The sequence below is a fragment of the Mycobacterium sp. E2497 genome, from assembly GCF_001668695.1.
Classification (GTDB): Bacteria; Actinomycetota; Actinomycetes; order Mycobacteriales; family Mycobacteriaceae; genus Mycobacterium.
On the sequence record NZ_LZKD01000113.1, the window covers coordinates 1 to 14,562 of the forward strand.

Annotated in this window: 14 protein-coding genes, 1 tRNA gene and 3 pseudogenes; 8 read left to right on the top strand and 10 right to left on the bottom strand. The window is 67.1% G+C overall.

The genetic code is table 11. From position 1 onward, the window contains the following. Positions 1-125: 125 nt before the first annotated feature. Positions 126-1,190 (top strand): annotated as a pseudogene (locus tag A5713_RS08535) (FtsW/RodA/SpoVE family cell cycle protein); the annotation flags it as partial. On the opposite strand, the pseudogene A5713_RS27430 reads toward A5713_RS08535, so the two are convergent. The 3 genes and pseudogenes from A5713_RS27430 to A5713_RS08550 all read right to left on the bottom strand — a co-directional run. Next, positions 1,115-2,563: pseudogene (locus A5713_RS27430) on the bottom strand (PP2C family serine/threonine-protein phosphatase); the annotation flags it as partial. The pseudogenes A5713_RS08535 and A5713_RS27430 sit on opposite strands and share 76 nt — an antisense overlap. A gap of 52 nt (positions 2,564-2,615) precedes the next feature. Next, the gene (locus A5713_RS08545) at positions 2,616-3,083 is read right to left on the bottom strand and encodes an FHA domain-containing protein (protein WP_067916879.1); all 468 of its coding nucleotides are present in this window, start codon (positions 3,081-3,083) and stop codon (positions 2,616-2,618) included. Between the two features lie 128 nt (positions 3,084-3,211). Further along, entirely contained in the window at positions 3,212-4,840 is a 1,629-nt protein-coding gene (locus A5713_RS08550) for a DUF3662 and FHA domain-containing protein (protein WP_068094590.1), read from the bottom strand. 242 nt (positions 4,841-5,082) lie between these two features. On the opposite strand from A5713_RS08550, the gene A5713_RS08555 reads away from it, so the two are divergent. Continuing rightward, a tRNA-Leu gene (locus A5713_RS08555) sits at positions 5,083-5,165 on the top strand. A gap of 289 nt (positions 5,166-5,454) precedes the next feature. Here A5713_RS08555 and A5713_RS08560 read toward each other — a convergent pair. The 6 genes and pseudogenes from A5713_RS08560 to A5713_RS08580 form a co-directional block, all read right to left on the bottom strand. Further along, positions 5,455-5,865 (bottom strand): hypothetical protein, encoded by a 411-nt coding sequence (locus tag A5713_RS08560; protein WP_068094593.1) that lies wholly within the window; start codon positions 5,863-5,865, stop codon positions 5,455-5,457. Continuing rightward, positions 5,862-6,860: a hypothetical protein gene (locus A5713_RS08565; protein ID WP_156751804.1), complete on the bottom strand. Its 999-nt coding sequence runs from the start codon at positions 6,858-6,860 to the stop codon at positions 5,862-5,864. The genes A5713_RS08560 and A5713_RS08565 overlap by 4 nt, the downstream gene beginning before the upstream one ends. A 464-nt stretch (positions 6,861-7,324) precedes the next feature. Further along, positions 7,325-7,657: a GNAT family N-acetyltransferase gene (locus A5713_RS08570; RefSeq protein ID WP_067916886.1), complete on the bottom strand. Its 333-nt coding sequence runs from the start codon at positions 7,655-7,657 to the stop codon at positions 7,325-7,327. A 129-nt stretch (positions 7,658-7,786) separates the two neighbouring features. After that, positions 7,787-8,011 (bottom strand): annotated as a pseudogene (locus A5713_RS27435) (pirin family protein); the annotation flags it as partial. A 25-nt stretch (positions 8,012-8,036) separates the two neighbouring features. Beyond that, positions 8,037-9,419: an acyl-CoA dehydrogenase family protein gene (locus tag A5713_RS08575; protein WP_068094600.1), complete on the bottom strand. Its 1,383-nt coding sequence runs from the start codon at positions 9,417-9,419 to the stop codon at positions 8,037-8,039. Between the two features lie 85 nt (positions 9,420-9,504). Continuing rightward, on the bottom strand, positions 9,505-9,921 hold the full coding sequence (locus A5713_RS08580; protein WP_067916892.1) for a WhiB family transcriptional regulator: 417 nt from the start codon (positions 9,919-9,921) through the stop codon (positions 9,505-9,507). A gap of 143 nt (positions 9,922-10,064) precedes the next feature. Between A5713_RS08580 and A5713_RS08585 the strand changes: the two genes are divergently transcribed. From A5713_RS08585 to A5713_RS08610, 6 genes are all read left to right on the top strand, one after another. Continuing rightward, the gene (locus tag A5713_RS08585) at positions 10,065-10,835 is read left to right on the top strand and encodes a helix-turn-helix domain-containing protein (RefSeq protein WP_068094602.1); all 771 of its coding nucleotides are present in this window, start codon (positions 10,065-10,067) and stop codon (positions 10,833-10,835) included. Beyond that, the gene (locus A5713_RS08590; protein ID WP_067916896.1) at positions 10,832-11,647 is read left to right on the top strand and encodes a C40 family peptidase; all 816 of its coding nucleotides are present in this window, start codon (positions 10,832-10,834) and stop codon (positions 11,645-11,647) included. The genes A5713_RS08585 and A5713_RS08590 overlap by 4 nt, the downstream gene beginning before the upstream one ends. Positions 11,648-11,663: 16 nt before the next feature. Next, a complete protein-coding gene (locus tag A5713_RS08595; protein ID WP_068094606.1) occupies positions 11,664-12,026 on the top strand; it encodes a DUF4226 domain-containing protein in 363 nt (120 codons plus the stop codon). A 146-nt stretch (positions 12,027-12,172) separates the two neighbouring features. After that, positions 12,173-13,552: a DUF4226 domain-containing protein gene (locus tag A5713_RS08600; protein WP_068094608.1), complete on the top strand. Its 1,380-nt coding sequence runs from the start codon at positions 12,173-12,175 to the stop codon at positions 13,550-13,552. 50 nt (positions 13,553-13,602) lie between these two features. After that, positions 13,603-13,920: an ESX-1 secretion-associated protein gene (locus A5713_RS08605; RefSeq protein WP_067916913.1), complete on the top strand. Its 318-nt coding sequence runs from the start codon at positions 13,603-13,605 to the stop codon at positions 13,918-13,920. Beyond that, positions 13,917-14,228, top strand: a complete 312-nt coding sequence (locus tag A5713_RS08610) for a DUF2694 family protein (RefSeq protein ID WP_068094609.1) — start codon at positions 13,917-13,919, stop codon at positions 14,226-14,228. The genes A5713_RS08605 and A5713_RS08610 overlap by 4 nt, the downstream gene beginning before the upstream one ends. Before the next feature lie 14 nt (positions 14,229-14,242). Here the strand turns inward: A5713_RS08610 and A5713_RS28690 are convergent, their stop codons facing one another. Beyond that, positions 14,243-14,386 carry a hypothetical protein gene (locus tag A5713_RS28690; protein ID WP_197508968.1) on the bottom strand — a complete coding sequence of 48 codons (144 nt, stop codon included), beginning with the start codon at positions 14,384-14,386 and terminating at the stop codon, positions 14,243-14,245. Positions 14,387-14,562 lie beyond the last annotated feature (176 nt).

The window sequence follows — 14,562 nt, forward strand, 5'->3', positions numbered from 1 at the left end:
GCCCCCACCAGCACCGCAGGCGGCCCCGCGACCCCTTCGCCGGTGGGCCCCACGACCACTTCCCAGACGGTCACCGCGCTTCCAGCGCCCCCACTTCAACCGGGCATTGATTGCCGGACAGTGGCATGACCACACAACTTCAGCCGCCCGTCGCGGTGACGCCGCCGCTGCCGACCCGTCGCAACGCCGAGCTGCTGCTGCTGTGCTTCGCCGCGGCCATCACCGTCGCCGCGCTGATCATCGTCGAAGCCAACCAGGACCGTGAAATACGCTGGAACGTCATCACCTACGGGTTGGTGTTCCTACTCGTGTTCGGTTCGGCGCACATGGCGATCAGGCGCTTCGCGCCCTATACCGACCCGTTGCTGTTGCCAATTGTGGCGCTGCTCAATGGACTTGGCTTGGTGATGATCCACCGGCTCGACCTGGTCAACAACCAGATGAGCGGCCGCCATCACCCCAGCGCCACCCAGCAGATGCTGTGGACGGTGGTCGGGGTCATCACGTTCGCGCTCGTGGTCACGTTCCTCAAAGACCATCGACAGCTGGCGCGGTATGGCTACATCTGCGGGATCACCGGCCTGGTGCTGCTGGTGATTCCCGCGCTGTTGCCGGCATCGTTGTCCGAGCAGAACGGCGCGAAGATCTGGATTCGCTTCCCCGGCTTCTCGTTTCAGCCCGCCGAGTTCTCCAAGATCTTGCTGCTGATCTTCTTCTCCGCCGTGCTGATCGCCAAGCGGGGCCTATTCAACAGCGTCGGAAAGCATTTCATGGGCCTGACCCTGCCGCGCCCACGCGACCTCGCGCCACTGCTGGCCGCGTGGGTGATCTCGGTGGGCGTGATGGCCTTCGAGAAGGACCTCGGCACCTCGCTGCTGCTCTATGCGTCGTTCTTGGTCGTGGTTTACCTTGCGACACAACGGTTCAGCTGGGTTGTGATCGGCCTGGTGCTGTTCGCGGTGGGCAGCGTCATCGCGTATTTCATCTTCGCGCACGTGCGGGTCCGCGTGCAGATGTGGTGGGACCCGTTCTCCGACCCCGACGGCAGCGGCTATCAGATCGTGCAGTCGCTGTTCAGTTTCGCCACGGGCGGCATCTTCGGCACCGGGCTCGGCAACGGCCAACCCGATACCGTTCCGGCCGCGTCGACCGACTTCATCATCGCGGCCTTCGGTGAAGAGCTGGGGCTGGGAGAAGCGGTGGTAGGTGGAGTGGTCGATGCTGGCGATGCCGCGACACTTGACTCGGGGGCGCCGCTCCCGAGGCCCGGGGATCCCGGCGGCGACGTAGCGCGCGGCGACGGACAGGTGGGCAGCAGGTATTCGGCCAGCAATTGTCGTAGCTGTGACTCGGCCTGGTCCAGGCTGCCGCCCGGCAGCCCGGTTTGCACCTGGACCTGCCCGGGACGGCGCAAGTCCCGCAGAGTCATCAGTTGGCAGTTCGAGTGGCCGGATTGGCCGTAACTGATCAGCGACAGCTCGTTCCGCGCGCTCAGGCAGCCGACCAGATAGGGCTCCTGCAGCGGCAGACCCAGCAAGGACCCCTGGATTCCGCGGACTATCGAGACCTTGCCGTCGTATTCGGTGACGTAATAGTTGCGCTGGATCACCCACCAGGCGATGGCCAGGCCCGACAGAACGAACAACACCGCCAACGTCACGACGAAGAACATCCGGCGCCGTGGCCAGCGGGGCCGGTTGGGGGTTTCTGGTTGGGGCGCAACGCGTTTCGCGGCCTCCTCGCGGGGCCTGATCGCGGAGGCGCGGCCGGCGGAGGTGTTGGGCAATGTCATCTGGTCGTCGTCACCGGAAACCGCGCCGGCCAGAATTGGTTGGGTTTGGCCGTAGTCGTAGTCGACGACATCGGCGACCACCACGGTCACGTTGTCCGGGCCGCCGCCGCGCAGCGCCAGCTCGATGAGGCGGTAGGCGGCTTCGGCCACGTCCGGGATCTGCAGGGCTTCCAGGATGGTCTCGTCGCTGACCGGGTCGCTGAGTCCGTCGGAGCAGAGCAGGTAGCGGTCGCCGGCCCGCGCCTCGCGCATGGTCAGCGTGGGTTCGACCTCGTGACCGGTCAGCGCGCGCATGATCAGCGACCGCTGCGGGTGGCTGTGCGCCTCTTCGCGGGTGATGCGGCCCTCGTCGACGAGGGTCTGGACGAAGGTGTCGTCCTTGGTGATTTGCGTCAGTTCACCGTCACGCAGCAGATAGCCGCGCGAATCGCCGATGTGTACCAAGCCAATTCGGTCGCCCGCGAACAGGATCGCGGTGAGCGTGGTGCCCATTCCCTCGAGTTCGGGCTCCGCCTCCACTTGCGCCGCGATGGCTGCATTGCCGGCGCGCACCGCGGCGTCGAGCTTGGCCAGCAGGTCGCCGCCGGGTTCGTCGTCGTCGAGGTGGGCCAGCGCGGCGATCACCAGTTGGGAGGCGACCTCGCCCGCGGCGTGGCCGCCCATGCCGTCGGCCAGGGCGAGCAGCCGGGCACCGGCGTATACGGAGTCTTCGTTGTTGGCGCGCACCAGGCCGCGATCGCTGCGCGCGGCGTATCGCAGGACCAGGGTCACGGGCGCAACTCCTCGATCCCGGCTAAGCCGGCATCATCGTCGTGAGCGCGGGTCACGGGCGCAGCTCGATCGCCGTCTTGCCGATCCGAATCGGCGTCCCTATGGGAACTCGTACCGCAGTCGTCACCTTTGCCCTGTCAAGGTAAGTGCCGTTTGTCGATCCTAGATCCTCGACGTACCATTCCGAACCGCGCTGAGATAGCCGGGCGTGCCGCGTTGAGGCGTAGTCGTCGGTGAGCACCAGGGTTGAGTCGTCAGCCCGCCCGATCAACACCGGTTGCCCGCTGAGTGTGATGCGGGCCCCGGCCAACGCCCCCTCGGTCACCACCAGGTAGCGCGCGGCGTGCCGGCGTTCCCGCGACGGCAGCAGGGTGCTGCGCAACGTCAAGCCCCGGCGCACCATGACGGCGCCGGTGGGGGCGTAGATATCGGTCCGCAAGATCCGCAACACGGACCAGATGAATACCCACAACAACATCAGAAATCCGGCACGCGTCAGCTGCAGTACGAGTCCCTGCATCTGGCGTCCTTTCCGTCCTGGCGGCGTAGTCCCCCCGGCGCCCATGACCCCGAGCACATCGGCAACGTCACGATACTTGGACGGCGGTCGACACGGGGCGAAGCAGGGCAGCGTTGAGCCCAGCGGGTTCAGTGGATCCGGACGATGATCTCCGAGTGGCCCAGGCGGATCACGTCACCATCGGCCAACTGCCATTCCTGCACGGGCGCGTTGTTCACGGTGGTGCCGTTGGTCGAGTTCAGGTCCGACAGGAGCGCCACCTGCCCGTCCCAACGGATCTCGAGGTGACGCCGTGACACGCCGGTGTCGGGCAACCGGAATTGGGCGTCTTGCCCGCGGCCCACGATGTTGGAGCCCTCGCGGAGCTGATAGGTGCGGCCGCTACCGTCGTCGAGCTGCAGCGTGACCGTCGTCCCGGCCGCACCATAGCCGCCGCCGTAAGCGCCGTAGCCGCCGGCCTGCTGGCCGTAGTCGGCGGGCTGGGCGTACTCGGCCTGCTGGCCGTAGTCGTAATCGCGCTGGGGGGCCTCGGGGTACCCGCCGCCCTGGCCGCCGTATCCCCCGCCCGGGACGTTCTCCGCGTACTGCGTGTAGTCGCCGGCGTAATCCTGCCGACTGTAGCCGCCGCCGCCCTGCTGGTATCCCTGCTCGTACCCGCCGGCCTGCTCATAGCCGCCGCCCTGCTCATAGCCCGCGCCCTGCTCGGGGTAGGCCGGCCGCTGCTCGGGCGGAGCGTAGGCACCCTCGTCGGGGCGCGCCGGTCCGCGGCCGTATTCGCCGTACCCGCCGTAGCCCTGCTGGCCGCCGGCGGGCTGACCGCCGCCGGGCGGGCCGTACCCGCCGCCCTGGCGGTAGCCCTGGTCGTAACCTTGGCCGCCGTACCCACCGGGCGCGGGAGGGCGCTGCTCGTACTGCGGCGGGTACCCGCCTTGGCCCTGCTCGGGGTAGCCCCCGCCCTGGCCCTGGTAGCCGCGCTGCTCGGGGTATCCCCCCGGGCCTTGGTACCCGCGCTGGTCGGGGTAGCCGCCCGGCGCCTGGTAGCCGCCCTGCTCCGGGTAGCCGCCTTGGCCCTGCTCGGGGTAGCCGGCCTGCTCGGGATGCCGCGGTGGCGGGTAGCCCTGCTGCGGCGGGTAGCCGCCCTGCTCGGGCGGCGGTGGGTACCCACCGCGCGGTTCAGGCCCCGCCTGCGGTTCTGCGCCACCCTCTTGCGGACGCCCGTAGCGGTCGTCGTAATACTCATCGCTGGGCCGCCCCGGCCCCTGAGCCCCGCGGTAGCTCGAATCGTCAGTCATTGGTGCTACTCCTCGTTCTGCGCCGAACGCATTATTTGATTGTGGCCGGACGGGCTCATTGACCGTCGGGCGGGGCTGCACATCGGGGTTGACAGCACCACGGGCGCGGTACTGGCCGGTACGCAGGTTCGACGATTGCTCGAACCGGACGACCACATCACCATACGTTTGCCACTCCTGTTCACGGATGTAGTCGGCCAAGTACCTAGCGAAAGCGCCCGACGTGAGATCAGGGTCGGCGCCCACCTTCTCGAAGTCGTGCCTTCCGAGGGTAATGATGTATTCGTTGGGGGCCAAAAACCGATTTCCATGCAGCCGCTGGACGCCGTCGCGGGCTTCGCGGCGCAGCAGGGCCTCCACCTCCTGCGGAACAATCGATCCGCCGAAGACTCGGGCGAAGGCATTGTCAACGGTGGCCTCAAGCTTGCGCTCGATCCGCGCCGCCAGCCCCCGTTGGCTACTCATGCCCCGCCGTTCGCCTGCACTTGCCGACGCGTGTCGCTGCTATGCGGCAAACGATGCGCGGAGTGACCTCTCACTCCAGCATGGTATCGACACAGCGCGAGCTCGCGGCACCGTGAAAACTCTGAGAACTGCGTCCGCCCTGCTCAGAGACGTTGGCCCGCAGCGCCGCCCAGCCGCCCGGCCCGACCAGGCAGTTGGGGAATGCGGCTATTAGAGTGATATGGTCCATCGGTTGTTTTTCCGGGCGAGTGGCGGAATGGCAGACGCGCTGGCTTCAGGTGCCAGTGTCCTTCGGGACGTGGGGGTTCAAGTCCCCCTTCGCCCACAGTTGAGCGGTTCTACGAACTGCAGGCACGAAGGTCACGAACTCGAAAAGGGGTCGTGACCTTTGTGTTTGCGTGGGGCCTGGCCGCGGGGGTGCGATTCCAGGTGCCGTAGGGGACTTTGTCCCGTAAGTCCCCGTAATCGTCTACAGATACCCGATCGACGCTGGGGGCCGCACAGCAAAAGGAGTTGTAGGGGCGCGTCGACGAAGTTGATCACCTAGGTGACCCAGGTGGCCGGCGCATCGAACTATGGATCCGGCAGATTTCCCAGGACCAGGGGAAGCGCTGTCACTCGTCGGTGTCGGGCGGGCCCGTCTCGGGTACCGGGAATGGTCCCAGTGCCGCGGGCCACGCCGCGCGCATCTCCCGGAGACGCGCGCAGGCTTCGGCCAACGCCGTATCCACTGCGGCCTCCGCTGCACTGCAGGCTGTGACCTCATCTCTACGCTCTGCAATCGCGCGCTGGTGTGCCTGGCGCTTGGCCTCGCTTGGTGCCGTCCACTTCGGGTCCCGCGTGAGTTTGCCGTCTATGAAGTCCCACCGTGGATTCAGGATCCGCAGGTAATCCTGCTTTGCCACTACGAGTTCATGCTGGGCCTGCGCCCATTCGAAGTGACGCCGGGCCTTATCAACTTGAAGCTCGTCGATCAGAGCTTGCTGTGCAAGGGCCAGGGCGGTGAGTTCGTCGACAGGGTTCACGGGTGGGTCGCCTCGTTGAGTTGCGCTTGGGCTGCGCCCACTTGCTCGGCCAAGCTGGCGAAGGCCTTGGCGATCTCGGCCGCATCGGGGGCCTGCTCGTCCAGAGCGGCGTCGACGGCCCCCAACAGAGCCAGCACCGCGTTCAGTTGATCGCAAAGCCCCGCGCTCGCCCAGTCGGCGCCCGCGGCGGCGACTGCCGCAAGGTGGACGCTCAAAGTGGCGGTGCCGATGAGTTGCCGTGAGGCCGCTATGGGCCGCTTGGCATGTTCGCCGGCCCACTCCTCGGTCAGGGCTTGGATCTGGGGAACGGAGACATTGCCCAGGTGCTGTCGCGCGCGCTGCGCCGCCGTCGGGCCGTCCTCGTCGTCGGCAGCGTCGGGGTCCCGTCCCAACGCCGCATTCAAAGCGAACTCGATGGACTTCTTCGTGACCTCGTTGACCACTTCGACGATCACAGAGGTCCCGATGACGTGACCAGGGACCAGCGGAGCCGCCGCCGCAGCGATCGCCGCAGCCGTCGCCGCGGGCATCACCGCTTGGCCGATCACCACGACGGCAGCCGCGACACCAGCCGCGACGGCCAATCCGCGGACGACGCGGGATCCTCGGCGTAACCACTTGCGAAACCGCGACGGCGTGGCCGCCGGCAGGACGGTCAATGCGACCAACTGCTTGCCCAGTTCCCGTACCTGGGCCCGCACCTCGTCGATGTTGCGTCCATCGCGCTCGACGATCACGGTGGATAACGCTTGCACGAAGGACGTCCCGTACGTGTCGGCCGGCGGCGGCTCCTTATAGCCGAGTGCGTTGAGGGTCTCAACCCAGTTGATGCTCACCGCCGCGCGCAGCCGGGCTCTCTCGCCGGGTGTCAGCGCGTTGTCGGTTCGATGCGCAAGAACCATCCATAACGCATCATCGGCGGCGGTTTCGATGAGAGTGTTGCCGACTTGTGCCGCCGTGCCACGCAAGACTGCGATGTTGGCGTCGGCATCCAACGCGGCTAACGCTTCAGACGCCGCGTTGACCCGGGCCCGCGTCGCATTCAACTTGTCGACGACATGCCCTTCTAGTACGGGCATGTTGTTTACGGGCTGGGTCATGTCGGTGGTGCCCCCGTCGCAGAAGGCTGGCAGAGGACCTTAATCGTACGGTCGACGTTTCCACTGCACGCCCAAATAACACGGTCGATGACGACGAGACACATACTGTTTAGCCACCCGTTATCCCGTCCGACGGCGCCGACTTGTCTCGTGGCAACGTCAGGCGCCGGTACGCGATCGCCTGCTGATGGCATCAAGCATCTCCACAGTGGATGGCCGAGGGCTGCCCTGATGATGCGGTGAGAAGTCATGTACGAGACAACCGCCTACGCGCTGGCAGCGAGCGGTCTCGCGGGCGGTCCGGCGGCTGTCTGTGTGCTCGACTCGGGACGGGCTTCGACGGAATAGCTGTCGCACCGCTACGACGACTGCAACCACCGCTGAACGTCAGGCGTAACCGCGTCGGTGATGTCGTCGTATTCGGGGTGCTTCTTGAGCACGGTGCCGATCATCGAGCACACCGGAACGATGCGCTTGCCTTCGTCCCGGGCTTCGTTGAGCGCCTCTTCGACGAGAATCGTGGCAAGGCCGCGTCCGCCGTACGCCGGGTCGATTTCGGTGTGGTAGAAAACCCGCTGGTCGCCACGGTCGGCGAAGTCGGCGAGGCCGACCTGCTTGCCGTCCACGGCAATGGTGTAGCGGCCGTCCTCGAGGCTGACGGTCGCTTCGGCTCCTGTCTTGTCGGTGGTCATGTGTTTCCCTTTCGTTGCGGTACGGGTCGAGGCCGCAGCCGCGTGGTCGGCAGCGGCGGGGCGGGCAGGCGGGCAAGCGAACCCCGGTAACCGTGGATGACGCCGAAACGATCGTCGCCGTCCTCCCACAGTTGGCGGATGCGGCGGAACGTCCATGCGCGTCGCCGCAGGGCCGTAGTGGTCGATGAAGCACCACGCCCCGATCAGCGAGCGCTGGCGTTGCGGAAGCGTGCGATGCACCTGCATGGCGCGGGGCCCGCCCAACGGAACCTCCCGGGGCCGCAGCACTTCGACGCCCACGCTTGGCGAAGCCGCGCAGGCGACTTCGACCGGCGCCGGCTCGAGGTTGCTCATCGCACCCGACGGTACCCATACGCCATTACTTGCGTGGCGGCCGGAGCACCTTCATGGCCAGCCGCATGACGGGTTCGGGCACTCGGTCCTGCATCGACAGTGCGGTATCGGCGGCGCGGGACCGCAGCGGGGTGCCGCGGCCGAAAACCCGGTTCAACGGTCCGCCCGACGGCTCGAGCACGACGTGCAGTGGCGGCGTGCCGACGGTGGCGCCCAGCGCGTTGGCGATCACCATCCGCTGGATTTCGCTGGTGCCTTCAAAGATGGTGTACAGCTTGGCATCCCGATACCACTTCTCCACCGGGTGATCCGTGATGTAACCCCAGCCGCCCATGGTTTGAAGGGCGCGTTCGGTCGCCTTCACGGCCACCTCGCTGGCGGCCATCTTCGACATCGAGCCTTCCCCGCGTTCGAAGGGAACGTTGTTGGCCGCCATCCACGACGCTCGCCATGTCAACAGCCGGGCGGCGTCGATCTGGGTGGCCAGCTCCGCCAGCGGGAAGGCAATCCCCTGATTGTCGATGATCGGCGCGCCGAAGGCCTCGCGCTCGGTGGCGTATGCCGTTGCGTACTCCAGCGCGGCGCGCGCGATCCCGATGGCCTGGGCGGCGACCATGGGCCGGGTCTGTTCGAACGTGCCCAATGTCGCCGACCCCGAACGCTTCCCGCCCGCCACCACCTCACGCGCCTTCGCGAGCTTGTGCTCCAGTTTCTCTTGTCCACCAAGCAGATTCGCGGCCGGCACCCGGACGCCTTCGAACAACAGCTCGGCGGTGTGGGAGGCGCGGCAGCCCAGCTTGTCCAGCTTCCGCACCAGCTTCAACCCGGGCGTGCCACCGGGCACCACGAACAGCGCCTGGCCGCGGTGGCCGAGCTCCTCGTCGACGACGGCGTTGACCACATGCACGTTGGCGATCCCGCCGTTGCCGATCCACATCTTGTGGCCGTCGATGATCCAGTCGTCACCGTCGCGGCGCGCGCGGGTGCGCAGATTGCGTACGTCGCTGCCGCCCTCGGGTTCGGAGATCGCCAGGGCCGCGAGCTTGAGATCGCCTGGGGTACCGAAGCATTCGGGCGCCCACTCCACCATCTGCTCTGGCGACGCGGCCTGTCCGATCGCCGACAGGGCCAATGCGGGCATCACGATCGCCAACCCGATCCCGGCGCAGCCCCAAAACAGCTCCTCCATGAACATCGGCAGCGAGAGGCCGGTCGGATCGCCGATCAGGTCACGGTAGAACAGCGGGCTGTAAAAGCCGCGTTGGGCCGCCTCCTCCAACACCGGCCACGGGAACTCCTGCCGTTGGTCGTAGTGGAGCGCCACGGGGCGGATCACTTCTTCGGCGAACTCGTGGGTCCGTCGGGCCAGGTCGTGCTGCGCTGCGGTCGGGGTCAGGTCGAACGTCATGGATCCCGCCTTTGGGTCGACAGACTCGGTCGTGCCGCCCGTCTACCCCGTCGACCAGGTCAGCAAACTGGCCCGCGAAGGAAGCTCAGGCGGCCGAGCGCGGCCCCACCTGTGCGAGCGGCAGGTGCAGCACCACCGCGGCAACCGCAACGGCCTCGTGTTCGTGGTTGGCGAGCAGGGCCGCGTTCTCGGGCAGCTGACGCGAATTGATCTCGCCGGACGCGATGCGCCGCAGCACCTCGTGGGCCTGCGCGAGCTGTTCGCGCTTGCGGTATTGGCCCCCCGGCAGTTTGACGCCGGCCCACACGCCGTATTCCTCGCGGTGCGCGATGGCGTGCTGGGCGCATTGGCGTTGCTGCGCCAGCGGACAACGGCGCAGGCATTGGATCCGCGCCTCGACGGCCGACCGCTCGTACGCACGGGCCTTCGCGGCGCCGTCACCACCGTCGTCGTCGGGGTAGCCGAACCAAAGTTCCGGGTTGGCAGCGCAGGGGTGTCCCATGTCGGTCTCCTTGTCGAGCGTGAAACGTAGACAGAAGCGTATACAGACATGGAGTCACTGCGCAAGAGAAACGTGACAGAAACGTATATCTACAGCGATACGACCCGGCGTGTGTAATATCCGGCCTATGGCCGGAGCGTGCGATGAGCCGTGAATCGGCCGGCGCGGCGATCCGCGCCCTCCGGGAGTCACGTGACTGGTCATTGGCCGACCTGGCCGCCGTCACCGGCGTCAGCATCATGGGTTTGAGTTTCCTGGAGCGGGGCGCCCGCAAGCCCCACAAAAGCACAGTTCAAAAGGTTGAGAATGGGCTGGGCCTGCCGCCCGGTACGTATTCGCGGCTGTTGGTGGCCGCCGATCCGGATGCGGAACTAGCCCGGCTGATGGCCGCGCAACCGCCCGCCGTCGAGCCCGCACGGCGCACCGGACCAGTGGTCGTAGACCGGCATAGCGACACGGAAGTGCTGGAAGGCTATGCCGAAGCTCAGCTCGAAGCCCTCAAATCCGTCATCGATCGCTTGCCTGCGACAACATCAAACGAATATGAGACGTATATTCTGTCTGTGATCGCTCAGTGCGTGAAGGCAGAACTGCTGGCCGCCGGTTCCTGGCGGGTCGCGGTGAACGCCGGCGCGGACTCCACCGACCGCCTGATGGACCATCTCCAAGCCCTCGAGGCGACTCGAACTGCGCTGCTCAAGCGGATGCCGACCAGCTTGAGCGCGCGCTTCGACCGGGCATGCGCCCGATCGTCCTTGCCGGAGACGATCATCGCCGCGCTGGTCGGCGTCGACGTCGGGGAAATGTGGGACATCCGCAACCGGGGCGTTATTCCACCTGGAGCGCTCCCTCGCGTCCGCGCCTTCACCGCCGCCGTCGAATCCGAAGCCCCACAAGCCGAGGAGGCGCAGTGACCCACAGCGATATCGAGCTGCTGAGTCGCGCTCACGACCTGTTCGCCGGCGGCACGCGGCCCCCATCACTGGATGCGGGCACGGGACACTATCGCACCCTGTTGCGCGCAGCCGGCGGGTTGAACGACGCCTTGGCGCACGGGGGTTACCGGCTCGCCGCGGATCACGGCCGGCAACGGCTCGCCACGGCCGCCGCCGCGGATACCGCCGCAGCCGGCGTCATCGCCGGTGCTCTACGCGAGCGGGCCGAGGCCCGTGATCTGACCCGGGGCGTACTCGACGAAGCACGAGCCGACGCAGCCGTCCCGGTGACACCGATGGCCCAGCGCGAAGCGATGCGTCGCCGCGCGGCGCGACTGCGGACCCAACGCGCCCACGTTTTATCGGCCCGCCTCCGGGCGCGACGACGCGTGGGGGAACTGCGTTCGCTGCGCTACCAACTCCTGCGCCACCGCGCCGGGGGGTCGGGATCGACCGGGCGCGCCGCAATCGCGGTGCGCGCCGCACTGTCGCGCCTTGGCCGACCTTACGTCTGGGGTGCGACCGGCCCCGACCGGTTCGATTGTTCGGGGCTGGTGCAGTGGAGCTACGCGCAAGCGGGAATTCGCCTGGGCCGCACCACCTATCAGCAGATCAACGACGGGATCCCGGTGACTCGTTCGCAAGTCCGCGCCGGTGATCTGGTCTTCCCGCACGCCGGACACGTCCAGCTGGCCATCGGCAACAACCTGGTGGTCGAAGCGCCCTACTCGGGAGCCTCGGTCCGGATCAGCCGGCTGGGCGCCAACGTCGCTATTCGCCGACCGCTATGACGAACAGGGTGAGTCGATGACGGAACAAGCCGGACCCTCGGTAGCCGCCGTGCAGGCACGGCAATCAGACCTGGCCGGCCAGCACGGTACGGCGGCCGACGCCGACCGCGTGCTGGCCGAAGTGCTGGCCAGCGCCCACGCCGCCACGCGCGAAGGCGCCAGGCGATTGGATGCCATCGCCGAGCAGATCGACCATGCCACCGCGCATCAGGCGAACCTTGCGCTGGACACGCCGACGGGGGCGCGTGAGTTTCAGCGGTTTCTGCTCGCCAAGCAGCGCGAGATCACCGCGGTCGTCGAGGAGGCGCGTGAACTCGGTCGAGCGAAAAAGGCTGTACTGGAAGGCCTTCGGGACGGGTACAGCTCGGGCAACGGCTAGCAAGGCAAGCATCACCGTGTCATCCACAATCGCTTGGCGCAGTGAATTGTCCACCGGAAAGGGTCTGGGTACTGTCGCCGGGCATGGAGGGGCCGCGACACCTGCCGCAAAGACAAGCGGTGACCGCAGCGCCGGTCGGCTAGCTGATGTCGGCGTACGAGGAGCTGCTTGCCGCGGTGAAATATGCCCGGGACCAAACCGGTGACCCCAACGCGTGGCAGGCGGGCCTGTCGCCCAGTGAGCTGGCCGCCGTGATCACCCCCACGGCGCGTCCCGAGCGGCTCCAGGCGATTGTTGACAAGATCCGTCAGCAGCATGCGGCGATGCCGGAAGGAGAGAAGGGCGAGGCGGCGGAAGCCATCTCGCGAGCCGAAGCCGCACTGTCGCACCAGAATTCAGCGAGTTCTCAGCTGGACATGCAGGTGATCACGGCCATCTTGAACGCCCACCTCAACACCGTCGAAGGCGGCCAGGCGTTGGCGAAGTTGCAGCAGGACACCGAAGCCGCGGTGCGGACGCGGTCGGATTTGGACACCCCGGCCGGGGCGCGCGATTTTCAGCGCTTTCTGATCGGCAAACTCCGTGACATTCGCGCGGTGGTCCTCGACGCGAGCCTCGACGACACGTCGAAGTCGGCACTGATGGCGGCATGGACGTCGCTGTACGACGCGTCCAAGAATCAGTCGAACACTTCCGAAGAACGCCCCTCGGCCAGGGTGTCGTCCGACGCCGATGCGGCCACCGCGCCGGCCACGGGCGACTCCGACTGGGATCCGCTGCTGGATTCGTTGTTGGCAGACGACCCGGGCCTGCCACCCGATGATTCGTCGGGAACGGTTGTGCCGGAGGGTGTGACCGCTCCCCCCGCGCCCTTGGCTCCTGTGCCGCCGACAATGCCCAGCCTCGCGTCCGGACTGCCGAGCCTCGGCGCGCCGCCGAGCGGGTTCCCGCTTCCCGGCCTGCAGGGTGACGACGGAACGGATCCTGCGCTGCAGGGCCTCGACGACGAAGGCGTGCTGGACCCCACCGACGACGATGCGAAGACGGACCCATCGTCGGATGAACCGGGCGACCAAGACGGGGACGCCGTCCAGGACGCGTCGGCGGTGGGAGATGCATCGACTCCGGCCGGTCCCACCACGGTGACCCTGCCCGACGGTGAGACGGTGACGGCGGCCAGTCCCCAGCTGGCGGCTGCGATCAGGGCCGCGGTCGGTGGAGTGGCGATACCGGATGCCTTCCAGCAGCAAGGAATAACGATTCCACCGCCGGGCACCGCGATCACCGAACCGGTCGACGTGTCGCACGTGGCTCCGGCGGACATCGGAATGTTCATCGACCGGCACGCCCTTGCCCTCGGCCCGGGCAAGGCCCTTCTCGATGGCCAAATCCAAGACATCGCCACCGTGAGCGGACCAAGCTTTCTAGGCTGGGAGCATCCACCGGCGGCGGCCGCGGTCGCGACCGCACCGACGAAGCCAGACACACCGACACCCACCCGGCCGGCGAGTTGGCCGGCCACCTGACAATAGTGATCCCGCCGGTCTGGCCGGCGGACGGGAAAAGGAGACAGCGGATGGCAGATTCGATCCATGTGGTGCCCGCGCACTTGCGTGAAGCCGCTGCGCGTCACCAGGAGACGTCCGAGTACTTACGCACGGTGCCGTCCTCGCACGAGGCCATCCAGGAAAGCCTGGACTCGCTGGGCCCCATCTTCGGTGAACTTCGTGACGCCGGGCGCGAACTGCTCGAGCTCAGACGCCAGTGCTATGAGCAACAAGCAGCCGACCACGCCGATTTGGCGGACAAACTCAGGGCGTCGGCAACGATGTGGGAACAGCACGAGCAGGATGCGGCGCGCAACCTCGGCGGCATTGCTGACCGCGGTCGATGACGGACGCGAACCCCGCTTTTGACACCGTTCACCCGAGTGGGCACATCCTCGTCCGCTCTTGCCGCGGCGGGTACATGCACAGCGTCGCCCTGAGCGAAGAGGCGATGGAGACCGACGCCGACACACTGGCACGAGGCATCTTGCTGACGGCCGACGTGTCTTGCCTGAAGGCATTGCTGGAAATCCGCGAGGAAATCCTGGCGGCCGGACACACTCCCTCGGCAGAGGTGCCGACCCCGCGAGACCTCGATGCGGCGATCGAGAAGCTACTGGCACATAAGCTGCGCCGCCGCGGCGGCTCGACCTAACCGGTTCCGCCCACCTAGAGCACCCAGGTCTTGGCCGCCTCGGGATCTGGAGCGATATCCGTGGGTGGCTCTACGGGATTGGGGCCGAACAACTCTCGTGCGCGAGCGAGCAGGGCACGCACCTCGTCGAGTTGCTGCTGCAGGGCAGATTCAGCCATATCTCCACGCTACCCAGGCCGTCACAGCTGCACAATTCACCGACCGAATAGGCGATTCATCAGCTCCCGGTACGCTTAGCCGGTGGCGATCTTCGGTCGGATGACGGCGCGTCAGCGCCTCCGGAGAGCTACCCGGGAATCACTGTCGAAGCCGGCCTTCAGCTCTCCCATCGATT

Bases quoted from the DNA above. Each gene is read 5' to 3' on its own strand.
- A5713_RS08545 (WP_067916879.1), bottom strand. From the start codon at position 3,083: ATGCAGGGACTCGTACTGCAGCTGACGCGTGCCGGATTTCTGATGTTG.
- A5713_RS08550 (WP_068094590.1), bottom strand. From the start codon at position 4,840: ATGAGTAGCCAACGGGGGCTGGCGGCGCGGATCGAGCGCAAGCTTGAG.
- A5713_RS08570 (WP_067916886.1), bottom strand. From the start codon at position 7,657: ATGACCACCGACAAGACAGGAGCCGAAGCGACCGTCAGCCTCGAGGAC.
- A5713_RS08575 (WP_068094600.1), bottom strand. From the start codon at position 9,419: ATGACGTTCGACCTGACCCCGACCGCAGCGCAGCACGACCTGGCCCGA.
- A5713_RS08580 (WP_067916892.1), bottom strand. From the start codon at position 9,921: ATGGGACACCCCTGCGCTGCCAACCCGGAACTTTGGTTCGGCTACCCC.
- A5713_RS08585 (WP_068094602.1), top strand. From the start codon at position 10,065: ATGAGCCGTGAATCGGCCGGCGCGGCGATCCGCGCCCTCCGGGAGTCA.
- A5713_RS08595 (WP_068094606.1), top strand. From the start codon at position 11,664: ATGACGGAACAAGCCGGACCCTCGGTAGCCGCCGTGCAGGCACGGCAA.
- A5713_RS08600 (WP_068094608.1), top strand. From the start codon at position 12,173: ATGTCGGCGTACGAGGAGCTGCTTGCCGCGGTGAAATATGCCCGGGAC.
- A5713_RS08605 (WP_067916913.1), top strand. From the start codon at position 13,603: ATGGCAGATTCGATCCATGTGGTGCCCGCGCACTTGCGTGAAGCCGCT.
- A5713_RS08610 (WP_068094609.1), top strand. From the start codon at position 13,917: ATGACGGACGCGAACCCCGCTTTTGACACCGTTCACCCGAGTGGGCAC.
- A5713_RS28690 (WP_197508968.1), bottom strand. From the start codon at position 14,386: ATGGCTGAATCTGCCCTGCAGCAGCAACTCGACGAGGTGCGTGCCCTG.